Raw genomic sequence first — 13,463 nt, forward strand, 5'->3', positions numbered from 1 at the left:
TCTTCTGGTTCATTCGAATATGACCGCTCTATTCGTTATTTCCTAGTATAGATAGAAACTTGTCACGAGAAAAGCCCTTTTCTTAAAATAAAAATTTGCTATAAAATTTCCTATCAAACATGTTTTTTGCTATAAAAATGTGGATAACATGCAAATTCCCACTAAATTTGAACATAATCCTATGAAAAAGTTAATATTTATGACTAAAGGAACTGTATCTTTTTCAATAATGCAATATAATAGAAACAACATGATTTTTTTCCTACACTTGGCAGAAGAAGTAATATTCAAAAAAATTTACATAGAGGTGAAGAAAATGATCCATCCATTAAAAATTACTAGTACATTGGCCGATGAAACTAGATACTCTATTTATGAGTACATACTACAAGAGAAGAAAACTGTAACGGTCCAAAATATCGCTGATAAATTCGGCATCCATCCAAACGTTGCACGTTTACACTTAACAAAGCTCTCAGAAATCAATATAATTACCGCTGATTTTGCCAAAACTGGGAAAGGTGGTAGACCTGGTCGCGTATATAAGGCCTCAGATAAAGGTGTATCATTAACGTTCCCGAGGCGTGATGAAGATCGACTATTAAAATGGACAATCCAATTAATTGAAGAATTTGGACCGTCTGCATTAGAAAGATGTCAGAACATTAGCTACCAAGACGGTTATCAGCAAATGAAGAATTATGTCAATGCCGAGTTACAATTAAATAATACCCTTTCCTTCGAACAGAAGCTTCAGCTATTAACTGACAATGCAGCATTAATTGGCTATATTCCGCAAGTACAACAAACAGAGCATGGTAAAAGTGTGAATTTCTCCATTTTTAATTGTCCATTCCAGGAGCAGCTTACTACACATTCAGAAATTGTTTGTTCTTTACATGAATCCTATTTAAAGGGACAGGTAGATGCGTTATACTCGAGCAATGAGTTAATACAAATTGATAGCATGATACATAATTGCGATTTATGTAAATATGAAATAAACGTGACAGAAATCGATAGCTAATTTTTAAAAATCAATTGTTTGTCACAAAGAAGAAGAAGTTCCAGTTTACAGATACCTTTCATATCATTTATAATGAGTAAGAGATTATTGTGTCGTGGGCAAAAGGAGGGGAAATCTTCATGGATAATATGTATAAAGTTATGGCATTCTGGACAGGTATTTTTGCAGTTATGTTCTACCTTGGTGGTATGAACGAAGTATCGCTATTATTCGTAGGTAATACAGGTTTATTCTTATTATTAGGCTTCTTAAACCTTTCAGAACGTATGTACATGTACATTTTCGGAGCATATTTAACTGTGTTCTTTGCTGGCTTCACGTACTATACAACATTCATTCACGTACCTGGTGGCGGTCATTAATACAGAGAAAAACGCGTGTCTCATTAAGTGTGAGACATGCTTTTTTTATGCAAATTTATTCATCAGATGCATGATCATTTATGAAAGCATAGTAAAATCCCCCTTTGCATCAAATAGGTTAGATTTTGGTTTATTCTATCTATCCTACGAATTGCTAGGGGGATTTTTGTATTTTATGAAGTTAATTTAGGCTTTAATTTATTAAACACGAAGCTCTGTAATGTCACCCACAAAGAAGAAACTGTCCAATAAAATGGGATGGCTGATGGCATGAAAATTGAAGAAATAACAATCAGCATAGGCATCATAAATATCATTATTTTCATTTGTGGGTTGCTATTATCAGATAGTTTAACTGACATATAAATTTGAATCATCATCGTTAAACCTGCGATAATTGTCATAAAAATATCTGCAGATCCTAGATTAAACCAGAAGAAATTCTCATGCTTGATGGCATTACTTTTTGTAATGGTATAATACAGTCCGCTTAAAATCGGAAATTGAATGAGCGCTGTTAAACAACCTGTTTTCATACCTGAAAAGTTTTCCATCATTATTTGAGAGCTTTGCAACTGATATTCTTTACGCTCTTCTTCTGTTTTAGCCTTGCTTAAATTTGATTGTAGCTCTATTAATTTTTCCTTATTACCTAGCGACGTTTGTGTAACTGCTAGTTGGGATTTAAAGGATTTATAATTTGGATACATTAATATTAAGCGTATTAGCACTGTTAAAATCACTAAGGCAGCTACATAGCTCCCCGTAAAATTAAAGATAGTATCTAGCAAATTTGTCAGTGGTTGTGTTATAAATTCAAACATTAATTAATTTCTCCCCTTTTATAATAATTTTTCTTATAAAAGGGATACTAATTCTTCGTCATTATCTGATTTACTGTAAATTACTTTTCTCAACCATTTATTAAGAAACATATGAGAAGGATAAATTTTACTTTCGAAATTGACATTGACAGTTAAATCAATTGATACGTCAAGATTCGCGTCAATGACAGTAATTTTATCAAAAATAGTATAAATGTATACTTTAATAAATGGACTATGTTGTACTAAATAACTAAAATCAGTAATAAGCGATAATAGCAATAATAATTCCATTTACATCACCTATTTTTATTTTATCATAAATGAGTGTAACTGTATAAATTTTCCAAGTCCTTCACCAAAAGTTTTAGGATGTAATTTGTAAAACATATGCCATATATAAGTTGATTGGAGTGAAGGCTGGGCGACTCCTCGGGGATTAGCGATTAGAGGAACGAAGGCTAAAACCATCACGTCCTGTGATAACGCCTTCGTGACCAACATCTTGTTGGCCCGAGACCCTGGAGCGAGCAACGCGAGTGAAGCGGCTCATCGGACGCCCCCAGGAAAGCGCCCAGCCGGAACGGAAATCAACCCACGCTATGATAATGAGCCATTTTTAACTATCGCCTATCCTTAAAAACCATTCAAGAAAGGATTTGTCTCCATTTCTGCACCAACTGTTGTATAATTCCCATGACCAGGGTAGATAATAGTATCTTCAGGTAGCGTCAATAACTTATCATGAATGGATGCAAGTAATATTTTTGTTGAGCCTCCAAGTAAATCTGTACGACCAACACCTTGCTCAAAAAGTGTATCTCCAACAATAGCGAAGCCATCATTTTCAAAGATATATGATATACTACCCGGCGAATGCCCTGGCGTAAAAATAGCTTTAAAACAAAAATCGCTTATTTCAAATAGCTGTTCTACTCTAATAATATTTTCTTCAGCTGGGGCACTGACAATATAATCTGGTAATGCTGCGTATTTACTAGAGCCATTTTTTGTTGGATCTGCTAACCAGCTCACTTCTTTTTCATGAATCCATACTGGAACATTAAAAGTCTCGCGGACGGCATCCACTGCGCCAATATGGTCAAAATGTGCATGTGTTAAAAAAATGGCTAGTGGTTTTAGATTGTTACTGCGGAGAGCTTTGATGATTCGATCTGCTTCTTCTCCAGGATCAAATATTAAGCATTCCTTATTTTTATTCGATACGATATAACAATTCGTTTGGACAGGTCCAAGTGAATAACTTCGTACGTTCATCATTGTTATCACCTCAATTACAATTATACAACCTTTGCCACAATTTGACGATAAATGTTCATAGTTTAAGCTATATTAGTTCTCGACAAAAACAGGTAGAACGTTTACAATTAAGGAGGAATATTGTTACGACATTCATTTTCTGATGTCGAAAGGAGTGTCAATTTCTAATGAACTTATTAATGGTTATTTTTGGTCTAGTTGCAATTTTAGCTGTAGTTGGTACATTCCAAGCACTTAAAGAAAAGAACCTTTTAAGCGTCGCTTTCAACTTATTAAGTGCTGTAGTATTCGGTTGGTTCGTAATTATGACAGTAATTAATAGCGGATACCCACCAAAATTACACTAAAATTCAGACAGAAAAAGAGCAGTCTCCATTACGAGACTGCTCTTTTTCTGTCGTTTTTATATTAATACCCTTCCAAAAATGATCATAGCCACTTTCCTTTAAGCAGTTTTTTTGGCTTCCAGAGCGTTTAAAATTCAATTTAATATTATTACATAAAAATTTTTCAATACGCCCTTATTGAAGTGTTAAAAGAAGTTTTTACACTATTTGTTTTGGTATCCACCATATGGATGAAAATAGCTCGTCACTTCTGCTAAAAATCGGAAAATGTAGATTGAACATCGTGCCTCTCCCCTAGCAGTGCAAAAAAAGAGATCTCACATTAGTGAGATCTCTTTTTTTGTTACTTGACTGCCCCTTGCTTCAAGTTACCTGTCTTTTGGTCATAGAAGCGGAGTAAATCACCGTTTATGATGGCATCCGAACTTTCTAGTTCTTTCGTAGCTCGATCAGCGTAAGGCTGACATGGCTCACCATTAATTTCTTCGCCAGTAGCTTTGTCATAGCAAGCTTCACCAGCATATACATATTTATCTGTTACAAAACGACCGTCGCGGAATACAACGAAATCTTCATGCTCTGGTGAGAATAGGTCTGCACCAAGTTGCATATCCTTTGAAGTTTCAACGCCAAGAAGATGTAGAATTGTTGGACGTAAATCCATTTGTCCAGCAACCTCTGTCATTTCTTTACCATCACCTGATCCAGGGATATGAACGAATAAAGGTACTTCTTGTAGCATTGCATTATCAAATGGTGTAATGCTTTCTTTTCCTAAATATTGAGCCATCGCTTTGTTGTGGTTTTCTGAAATACCATAATGGTCACCATACATAACAATAATAGAGTTATCATATAAACCTTGATCTTTTAAACTTTGGAAGAAGTCTTTAAGTGCTTCATCCATATAACGAACTGTTTGGAAATAACGATTTAATGTACCTGAGTTTGAATTATATTCAGGAATCATGACATCTTCTGGATCCAATGTGAATGGATAGTGGTTCGTTAAAGTAATTAATCGTGAATAGAATGGCTGTGGCATATCTTTCATTAATGCTGCAGATTGCTCTACGAATGGGATATCTTTCATACCCCAGTTCACAGCTTGCCCTTCGCCAATCTTATATGAATCTATGTCATAGAATTTATTAATGTGTAATGATTGATACATCATGTCACGATTCCAGAATGATTTATTATTCGGGTGCATGACATTTGTAAAGTAGCCATTTTCTCCAAGGCGCTCAGCCATTGAGTTATACGTATTTCCACCATGCGTGAAGAATACCGCACCACGACCTAAGCCAAACAATGAGTTTTCTGTAATAAACTCTGAGTCAGAAGTTTTTCCTAATCCAGTTTGGTGGTAGAAATTGCTGAAATAATACGTATCTTTATCTTTTGTTAAAGAGTTTAAGAATGGTGTAATTTCATGACCATCCATTTGGTTATTAATCACAAAGTTTTGTAAAGACTCCATCGACACAAGAATCAAATTACGCCCCTTGTATTTACCAAACATTTGAGGGTTGACCGCTGCTTGATTAGAACGAATATAGTTGTTCACTTCTACTAGTTCACTGCCATCCGCTAATGCACGTTGAGCAGAAGATTTTGATTGAATATAAATGTCATATAAATGGTAGTTATAAGTACCGATGTTTTTCACAAGTAATTCACGGTCAAAGCTACGTGTTAACAATTGTGGACGCTCTGTTTCAGCTAATCCTAAGTTTAAGAACGACACAGCAATCGCTAATACGAAGTACGCGCGACGGAATTCCACGTTGACTTTTACTGTATCTTTCATTTTAGGCAAATATTTATTAGCTAAAATTAGAATAAGTACGTCAACGAAATATAATAAATCCCAAGGACTTACAATTGCTGCTACTGAAGTTCCTAAATCACCAAAGTTATTTGTTTGGAATAATACCGGTAACGTAATAAAGTCATTGTAGAAACGATAGAACGCAACATTCCCGTATAAAACAATCGACAAAATAACACTGATAGTTATTATATAACGACTTTTAACTTTTGGCGATTTAAAGAATAACGATATACCATAAGCAAATAGCACGAAGCTTAATGGATTAATAAACAAAATAAATTGTTGCATCGCATTTTCGATTTTCATCTCAAAGCTTGTGTGATAAACAATGACCGTTTTTATCCAAGTTGCTACAATTGCTAGTATCATAAATGAATGTTTAGGCCACTTTATTGATTTCATCCTTAACATCCTCCCTACTTTCTTACAAAAAAATAATAATTTTCAACAATTTGTTACTGAAACAAAATATATCTTAATCCATTTTTTACAGATAATCAATAGATATATTTTGGGAAAAACTGTACTTCTTGGTCGTATATGCGCCAGATAGTAATATATACGTTTTTGTTTGTAAAAAGTTTCGTAAAACATAAAAACAGTGGAAAACCACTGTTTTTAAGAATATTACATACATGTTACATTATCTTTACAATACCACAAATGAATTATATTTAAAACATTACTGATTATTTTCTTTTATGCGAAGCTTTGTTGTTTCTTGTCGAATTAGTAATAATGCCATTTGGTAATCTTTAATATCTAGTACATTCGCTTTATACAACTCACGAATTTCATCCTCCATTAACATCAAATCACCAATACGATCTCGTGTGTAAATATAAGTGCCGTATGTTTTCAATAGTTCATAAATATCTAACATTTTGTCCATTTTAGTTCGCTCCTCGTTGTGTTACACAGTCAATACGTTTTGTCGGTGTCACAATGATATCTACTGGGCAATCGTGCGCTTCTTTGGGTACATGTTCATATAGCTGCTCATTAAATAGCAGAGACATGAGCTTACCCTTCTTATAGTTTAATACATAGCGATCATAATAACCACCGCCATAGCCTATTCGATAACCGAACTTATCAAAAACAACTCCAGGAACAAGTATGACATCCATTTCATTTGCGTCAACAAACTCACACTTCTCTGGAATTGGCTCACGCAAATGCATATAAACAGTTTCAAGCTGGGTAAACGATTCAATGGCGTAAAATGACATTTCTCTTGTTTTTGGATTGCATTTAGGTACAGCGACTTTTTTACCAAGTTGCCACAGTTCTTCTATTAATGGAATTGTGTCGACTTCTGGCTTATTAGAAATGGTGATGCCGATTGTAGTTGCTTCTATTATATATGGTTCCTGCAGCACTTTTTTTACTACAGCAAATGATTGATCGTGATAAGCTACTCCGCCCATTTTGGCAAGAGCTTCCTTTACCTCGTTCCGCAAAGTTGTTTTGTCCATGCTAAGTTACCCCCTATTAAAATGTAGAAAGCCAAAACCACAAGTGGTTTTGGCTTAATGAGCGATTACTTAGTTTCACGGTGAAGAGTGTATTTCTTCTCGCGAGAGCAATATTTTTTAAGTTCAAGACGCTCTGGATTGTTACGCTTGTTCTTTTTAGAAATGTAGTTACGTTCGCCGCAATCTGTGCAAGCTAAAGTAATGTTTACGCGCATTATTAACCCTCCCACTCTATATCAAGAATTAAAATTTTGAGCATGATTTATACGACTAACCTATTATAACATAAAATGAAAAAAAATCTACCTTCATTTCATATTAAGTTCGCATATGGTAAAATACCTATAATTACATAACTTAATGAGGTGAAACTATTGGATTTATCCATCATACTTATGATTGTGGGGATTCTCCTAATTATTGCGTCGTTCTTTTTCAAAAATAGCGCGAAAAAAGTCGAACAAGATGTAGAGGAGCTATCCATCTCAATTTTTCAAGAAACAAATAATTTAAAACGTCGTCTAAAAATTGTTGAAGAGGAGCTGTTATTAGAGCCAGAGTTTCAGGTTAAATCACAGTCAGCGCAAACTAACGCTATACCAAATCCGAAGGTCCAACAGGTTATGCAAGCGGTTCAACAGGCTGCTCAGACATCGAAGACTGGACAAGCTACTCCAAAAACGAAACCTATACATCAAATTATTATAAGTCAGGTGCTTGAACTAAATAAGCAGGGTCTTTCTGTACCCGATATAAGTATTCGTTCAAATTTAACTGAAGAGCAAGTCCGTCAAGTGATTGCAAACGGAGGTCGGTAATTCATGAATAAGTCCGCTATCCGTGCATTTGGCATTGCACTTTTTCTTGTCGGAGCATTGTTAGCCTTAGCTGCTCGTTTTGATCTCAATATCGGTCTTCCAACTAAAGCTTCCACAAATACAGAACATGTAGAGGAGCTACAAAAAAAGCTTGAACAGGCAAATAAAGAAATTGCATTGTTAAAGGAACAAGCTAAGCAAGCTCCAAAGGAAAATAATCAGAAGACAGATGCACCTGCAACAAAGGCTAAAGACAATCATAAACCGGCAGATACACCGACAAACGCTAAAACAATGACACTTCAAATTTATAGCGGTATGGAACCATATACTGTGGCGCAAAAGCTTGAAGATGGTGGCATCATCGAAAATAGTGTTGAAATGGAACTTTTTCTTGCTAATCCTAAATACGCACGAAGCTTACAAATTGGCTCATACGAGGTCAATTCTTCGATGTCTTTAGAGGAAATTGCAAAATTGATTACAGGGAAAAAGCAATAACATTACGATCCCATTGATAAAAAAGGCTGTCACCCGAAAATCACAACTACTGATTTTCGGTGACAGTCTTTTATTTTATGAAATTTGTTCTAAAAAAGCTTGCATCATTATACTGCCCTCTTGCGTCCCAATGGATTCTGGATGAAACTGTAGCCCAAAAAGTGGATACTCCTTATGTTGAATCGCCATAATTTCACCATCATCACTGGACTTTGCTAAAATATTAAAATCCTCATGTAAGGTGTTTTGCTCAATGACGAGGGAATGATAGCGCATTACTTCGATTTTACCGTCTAACTGAGCAAATAAGCTTGTTTTTTCATATTCAATCGTCGATAGTTTTCCATGCATTATATTTTTAGCTTGAACGATGCTCCCCCCAAAAGCTTGCCCTATCGATTGATGTCCAAGACAAATGCCTAAAATAGGAAATTTCGTATAAAGCTCTTTAACAACATCCACTGTTATTCCTGCATCAATTGGCATACCTGGGCCAGGCGATAAAATAATGGCTTCTGGTTGCATTTTCTTAATCTCTTCAATTGTTATTTCATCATTACGTACTACTTTTACATCTTTCTGAAGCATACATATTTGTTGAAACAAATTATAGGTGAATGAATCATAGTTATCGATCAGTAAAATCATTTTTTACCTCCAATAGCGCGCGAGCTTTATTCAGTGTTTCCTCGTATTCAGACAATGGCACTGAATCGTAAACAATTCCAGCCCCTGCCTGCACATGGGCACGATGATCCTTTATGATCATTGTCCGAATGGCTAGCGCTAAATCCATATCCCCTGTAGCGGATATATAGCCTACTGCACCTGCATAGACACCTCGCTTCACAGGCTCAAGCTCATTAATAAGCTGCATAGCGCGAATTTTCGGCGCACCTGATACTGTACCAGCAGGTAAGCACGCTCGGAGAACATCCAAAACATGGACATCATCACGTAATTCGCCGATAACCTCTGATACAATATGCATAACATGTTTATAACGCTCAATATTCATATATTTCATTAGCTTCACTGAACCCACTTTGGCAATACGTCCAAGATCATTACGCCCTAAATCCACTAGCATACGATGTTCAGCAATTTCTTTTTCATCATTTAATAAACCTTCCGCGATCGCGTTATCCTGCTCCACGTATTTACCTCTAGGCTTCGTTCCAGCAATCGGATTTGTCGTTACCTTTCGATCCTTCACCTTAACGAGACTTTCAGGGGATGTACCTAAAATGGTATACGCACCAAAATCCATATAGAACATATATGGTGATGGATTAGAAGTACGTAATTGACGATATAAAGCGAAAGGATTACCTGTATATGGTGAAGTGAAACGTTGTGATAAAACAATCTGGAAAATATCCCCTTTACGAATATGCTGCTTTGCACGTTCAACCAGTGCCACAAAATTTTCTTTGGCGATCATTGGTTTGAAATCAAGCTTGCCAAACATCATGTCGTCACACATTGTTCCAGCATATAGCTGTTCCTCCATCTTGGAGATTGCTAGCTCCATCGCTTCATAGGAACGCCCTTCATCAAATAAATCAATCGCTGCTAATGTTACCTCTTGCTTTAAATGATCAAAAACAATGAATGTATCATAGAAAAAGATATGAACATCTGGCATTTCTAAATCATCCTGCAAGTATTCACCTATTTTCTCTGTATAAAATGCTGTTTCGTACCCAAAGAACCCAATTGCTCCCCCGAAAAAGGCAAAAGGATACTGTGCCCTATGCAACGGCATAATCTGTTGTAATTTTACGAATACATTGGCGCTCGATTTTTCTGTTTCTCCATCTTTGGTAAAAGAATAACCATTCCTTTCTCCTATCAGTTCTGCAATTGGGTTGACGGCAATAAATGAGTAACGCCCACTTTCTTCATGCTTGGCAGACGATTCGAAAAGCATCTTATGCTTCCCTTCAAGTGATTGATAAACGGAAATAGGCGTCACCATATCACCTTTCAACGCCTTCACGGCAAACTTTCTAAGCTCAACTGTCATACTCTTTCTCTCCTTTTCTATGCTCTGCTCTTCTACACCAAAATGATCAATTATGCATTGGCGTAATTGACGCTGCCGCTTCGTTAGACTCCGCTTTCGTTTCTATAAACTTTGCGTCCGCTTTTTGAACTGTGTAACACTGTTCAGTTCCGCCAAAACATATAAAAAGGCCTTTCCATCACAAAAGGACGGAAAAGCCGTGGTGCCACCTTCATTGGTCTTTATCAATTATGCCCTAGCATAATTGCATTCAGCTGATGTTTGGATATCCGCTGAATGAGTTAAAAGACCCACTCTATCCCCTGTAACGTAGGCAGACGCTAATCCATACTTTATTCAGGATTAGAGCTCCGAAGTCCATTCACCATTCATTTGTACTAGTTTCCACCAACCACTAGCTCTCTATAACAAATAATAATAGCTACTACTCTTCATCAAAGCTGATTACATGTTTTCATTGTAAAGCAAAAAAACTAACAATTCAAATTATTTTTTATTACGAAACCATTCATCTTCAGCTGGATTTGCTAGTATTATATTTAGTTCTTGAAAGATTTGACGAATAGCAAACAAAATATCCTGTCGCACATTTAGCATCACTGCGGTATCATTGGTTGCCACATAGAAACGCACAAGGACGCGATAAGAGGTTGGATAAAACTCATCTATAAATACATGAATCATTTCTTTCTCTGTTTGAGCATGCAAATAAATTTCCTTTTGAATAGCATTTAAAGCACTGCGTAATTTTTCTTCTTCATTTTCAGCAGCTACCAATAAAAATTGCTCACATTTTCGTTTTTCTCGTTTCGATAAATTATAGATTGGTCGATTTACCAAATAGGAGTTAGGTACGTAAACAAGCCCTTTATCACCCGTTTGAATTAAAGTACTTCGAAGATTAATATCTTCAATAGTTCCTTCGATTTTTTGGTCCTCTGTTGCTATCCAATCGCCAATTTGAAACGGGTTGTCTAATGCGACTGACATCCCACCAAAAACATGCGCTAGTGTATCTCGAATACCGAAGGCAATCGCTACACCCGTTAAGCCAATCCCGGTTAAAAAGCCATTCAAGTTAAAGTTCCAGAAAGAAGCAATCGTAAACATCGCCAATATCATAATAAGCACTTTTCCTATACGAAGAAAAAAAGGTAACAGGACATTTGGTTCCTCATCATTATTCAACGGTAGTGGCTGCTTTGTATAAAAATGTAATACATCATATACGCCTTTAAAGGCAAAAAACACCATAATAGACAACACAAAATTTTTAGTTGCTACATGTGTAAATAAAAAGATTTCTAATAATATCGATAAACTGAGTACAATCACTGCAGACATAAATGCATAACGAATCGCTTTATTAAATTGTGCGAGCACTGTTGCCTGAAAGTTTTGCTGACGATTTCTCAAAAATGTAACAGTAAGATTAATAACTTTCTTTATAACAAAATGCTGAAAAAGCCAACCAATTACACAAAGTGCAACGGCAATAACAACTTCCATCCACGTTGGGGTTGAAATATCTGGTAATAACCATCTCAATGAATTCAAATCTCATTCTCCTCTAACTACTATGTATATTCGCAGTAAAAGAGCCGATCAACAATGCGATCAGCTCCGTTTTTATTGAATAGCGTCATCCGCAAAAAAAGCTTTGTTGGCAAACCAAAATTGTTGCTCATTAAAATTATGTTCATGCATAGCGATCACCGAAAATTCAGCATGATACTTACGTTTCATTTCCTCAAGTACAGCTTTCGCTTGCTTTCCATCGAGATGCTGCCCATCGGTCGGAGTACCTTCTGTAAAAATAATAATATCCGCTTCTGTACAATCTTGATTTTCTTGTAGCAAGCCCTTAACAAAATGGAGCACAGGCAGAACTGCAGCTTCTCCCTTTGCCTTATATTCAATAAAATCCTTAAAATCGGATAAATTTATATGGCCGTTTTCGAATCGATAATGTACATGAATTTGACTGTCATACGGAACGATATACAAATCTCGACGTTCACGATGCGCGTTCATAAAAAACGGTAAAATTATGCTTTTACAAAGCTCAGAATATGCCGCCATACCCGTTGTTTGTTCAAGACAGATAATAATTGGACCTGTTTCTTTTTTATATTCATCAAACGGAACATAGAGGATGTTTCCTTTTTTTATTGTTTGACGATTTAACTTTTGGCGCCTAGCTACCTGCCACTTTCGCTCATAATACATGCGCTGCTCTTTTCCATTGGCCAATCGTTCGGCTGGCTGAATAGCTGGTATATTTTCGCATATTTCATGCATGATATCTGCCAACTCTAGTGCAAATGCTGCCATATTTCGTAATGTTTCACTCTTGTAAAAATAATCAATAAAAAAATGTTGTTCCTTGTTACTTAATTCCTCAAGATGTAAGTTTTCATATAGAAAACATAAAAAGTTACGTTGTTCTAACGTGAATTCCAGATCAAATTTCTCTATAAGTGATTCTACAGCGTCTTTCACGAAGCAGCACCTCCTCAGCACATTTTTCTGGATAATGTCTATAGTATAACCAAAATAATTTTTTGACAATACAATAACGCTAGCAGTATTTTGACGCTATTTTTAATAAAATGTTGCAGTTACCTAGCATTAATTAAATATGGCTCTTCGCCAAGACGAGGGGTTGATTTCCGTTCCGACTAAGCGCTTTGCCGCTGACGCTTCGCTTTCGCGCAGAGCAGAGCTTCCTGGGGGCATCCGATGAGCCGCTTAGGCCAGCACGATGTTGGTCACGAAGGCTTTATCACAGGATGTGATGGTCTTAGCCTTCGTTCCTCTATTTGCTCGCTCCAGGGTCTCGGGCCAGCACGATGCTGGTCACGAAGGCGTTATCACAGGACGTGATGGTTTTAGCCTTCGTTCCTCTATTGCTGATCCCCGATGAGTCGCTCAGTCTCCACTCCAATCAACTATCTCA

The 13,463-nt window shown here is 36.3% G+C and carries 16 protein-coding genes and 1 other annotated feature; of the genes, 5 read left to right on the top strand and 11 right to left on the bottom strand.

Annotated features, from left to right (window positions below):
* The first annotated feature begins 316 nt into the window (after positions 1-316).
* Both AMS59_RS19830 and AMS59_RS19835 read left to right on the top strand, forming a co-directional pair.
* Positions 317-1,027, top strand: a complete 711-nt coding sequence (locus tag AMS59_RS19830) for a metalloregulator ArsR/SmtB family transcription factor (protein ID WP_053485482.1) — start codon at positions 317-319, stop codon at positions 1,025-1,027.
* 119 nt (positions 1,028-1,146) lie between these two features.
* Positions 1,147-1,389, top strand: a complete 243-nt coding sequence (locus AMS59_RS19835) for a DUF2626 family protein (RefSeq protein ID WP_024361272.1) — start codon at positions 1,147-1,149, stop codon at positions 1,387-1,389.
* Between the two features lie 173 nt (positions 1,390-1,562).
* Here AMS59_RS19835 and yidC read toward each other — a convergent pair whose 3' ends face one another.
* The 3 genes from yidC to AMS59_RS19855 form a co-directional block, all read right to left on the bottom strand.
* Positions 1,563-2,213 carry a membrane protein insertase YidC gene (yidC, locus tag AMS59_RS19840; protein WP_053485447.1) on the bottom strand — a complete coding sequence of 217 codons (651 nt, stop codon included), beginning with the start codon at positions 2,211-2,213 and terminating at the stop codon, positions 1,563-1,565.
* Positions 2,214-2,246: 33 nt separating this feature from the next.
* On the bottom strand, positions 2,247-2,507 hold the full coding sequence (locus AMS59_RS19845; RefSeq protein WP_053485448.1) for a hypothetical protein: 261 nt from the start codon (positions 2,505-2,507) through the stop codon (positions 2,247-2,249).
* A 342-nt stretch (positions 2,508-2,849) separates the two neighbouring features.
* Positions 2,850-3,494 (bottom strand): MBL fold metallo-hydrolase, encoded by a 645-nt coding sequence (locus AMS59_RS19855; RefSeq protein WP_053485450.1) that lies wholly within the window; start codon positions 3,492-3,494, stop codon positions 2,850-2,852.
* Between the two features lie 167 nt (positions 3,495-3,661).
* Here AMS59_RS19855 and AMS59_RS19860 point away from each other — a divergent pair, with 167 nt between their 5' ends.
* Positions 3,662-3,841, top strand: a complete 180-nt coding sequence (locus AMS59_RS19860; protein ID WP_053485451.1) for a DUF2759 domain-containing protein — start codon at positions 3,662-3,664, stop codon at positions 3,839-3,841.
* A gap of 343 nt (positions 3,842-4,184) precedes the next feature.
* Here the strand turns inward: AMS59_RS19860 and AMS59_RS19865 are convergent, their stop codons facing one another.
* From AMS59_RS19865 to rpmG, 4 genes are all read right to left on the bottom strand, one after another.
* Positions 4,185-6,080, bottom strand: coding sequence for an LTA synthase family protein (locus AMS59_RS19865; protein WP_053485452.1), 1,896 nt, complete (start codon positions 6,078-6,080; stop codon positions 4,185-4,187).
* A gap of 280 nt (positions 6,081-6,360) precedes the next feature.
* A complete protein-coding gene (locus AMS59_RS19870; protein WP_053485453.1) occupies positions 6,361-6,570 on the bottom strand; it encodes a YqgQ family protein in 210 nt (69 codons plus the stop codon).
* Between the two features lies 1 nt (position 6,571).
* Positions 6,572-7,156, bottom strand: a complete 585-nt coding sequence (locus AMS59_RS19875; RefSeq protein WP_053485454.1) for a 5-formyltetrahydrofolate cyclo-ligase — start codon at positions 7,154-7,156, stop codon at positions 6,572-6,574.
* A 65-nt stretch (positions 7,157-7,221) separates the two neighbouring features.
* The gene (gene rpmG / locus AMS59_RS24495; protein WP_008408521.1) at positions 7,222-7,371 is read right to left on the bottom strand and encodes a 50S ribosomal protein L33; all 150 of its coding nucleotides are present in this window, start codon (positions 7,369-7,371) and stop codon (positions 7,222-7,224) included.
* A 150-nt stretch (positions 7,372-7,521) separates the two neighbouring features.
* On the opposite strand from rpmG, the gene AMS59_RS19880 reads away from it, so the two are divergent.
* Both AMS59_RS19880 and AMS59_RS19885 read left to right on the top strand, forming a co-directional pair.
* Positions 7,522-7,974 carry a hypothetical protein gene (locus AMS59_RS19880; RefSeq protein WP_369814341.1) on the top strand — a complete coding sequence of 151 codons (453 nt, stop codon included), beginning with the start codon at positions 7,522-7,524 and terminating at the stop codon, positions 7,972-7,974.
* A 3-nt stretch (positions 7,975-7,977) separates the two neighbouring features.
* The gene (locus AMS59_RS19885) at positions 7,978-8,475 is read left to right on the top strand and encodes a hypothetical protein (protein WP_053485456.1); all 498 of its coding nucleotides are present in this window, start codon (positions 7,978-7,980) and stop codon (positions 8,473-8,475) included.
* A 75-nt stretch (positions 8,476-8,550) separates the two neighbouring features.
* Here AMS59_RS19885 and AMS59_RS19890 read toward each other — a convergent pair whose 3' ends face one another.
* From AMS59_RS19890 to AMS59_RS19905, 4 genes are all read right to left on the bottom strand, one after another.
* A complete protein-coding gene (locus tag AMS59_RS19890; protein ID WP_053485457.1) occupies positions 8,551-9,123 on the bottom strand; it encodes an aminodeoxychorismate/anthranilate synthase component II in 573 nt (190 codons plus the stop codon).
* The gene (trpE, locus tag AMS59_RS19895) at positions 9,104-10,504 is read right to left on the bottom strand and encodes an anthranilate synthase component I (protein WP_053485458.1); all 1,401 of its coding nucleotides are present in this window, start codon (positions 10,502-10,504) and stop codon (positions 9,104-9,106) included. Before trpE ends, AMS59_RS19890 begins: the two co-directional genes overlap by 20 nt.
* 181 nt (positions 10,505-10,685) lie before the next feature.
* Positions 10,686-10,951: a binding site (T-box leader), on the bottom strand.
* Between the two features lie 39 nt (positions 10,952-10,990).
* On the bottom strand, positions 10,991-12,061 hold the full coding sequence (locus AMS59_RS19900) for a mechanosensitive ion channel family protein (RefSeq protein ID WP_082337586.1): 1,071 nt from the start codon (positions 12,059-12,061) through the stop codon (positions 10,991-10,993).
* A 72-nt stretch (positions 12,062-12,133) separates the two neighbouring features.
* The gene (locus tag AMS59_RS19905; RefSeq protein WP_053485459.1) at positions 12,134-13,006 is read right to left on the bottom strand and encodes a hypothetical protein; all 873 of its coding nucleotides are present in this window, start codon (positions 13,004-13,006) and stop codon (positions 12,134-12,136) included.
* Positions 13,007-13,463: the final 457 nt, after the last annotated feature.

Origin of the sequence: Lysinibacillus sp. FJAT-14745 (genome assembly GCF_001275675.1) — a bacterium.
Lineage (GTDB): Bacteria > Bacillota > Bacilli > Bacillales_A > Planococcaceae > Lysinibacillus.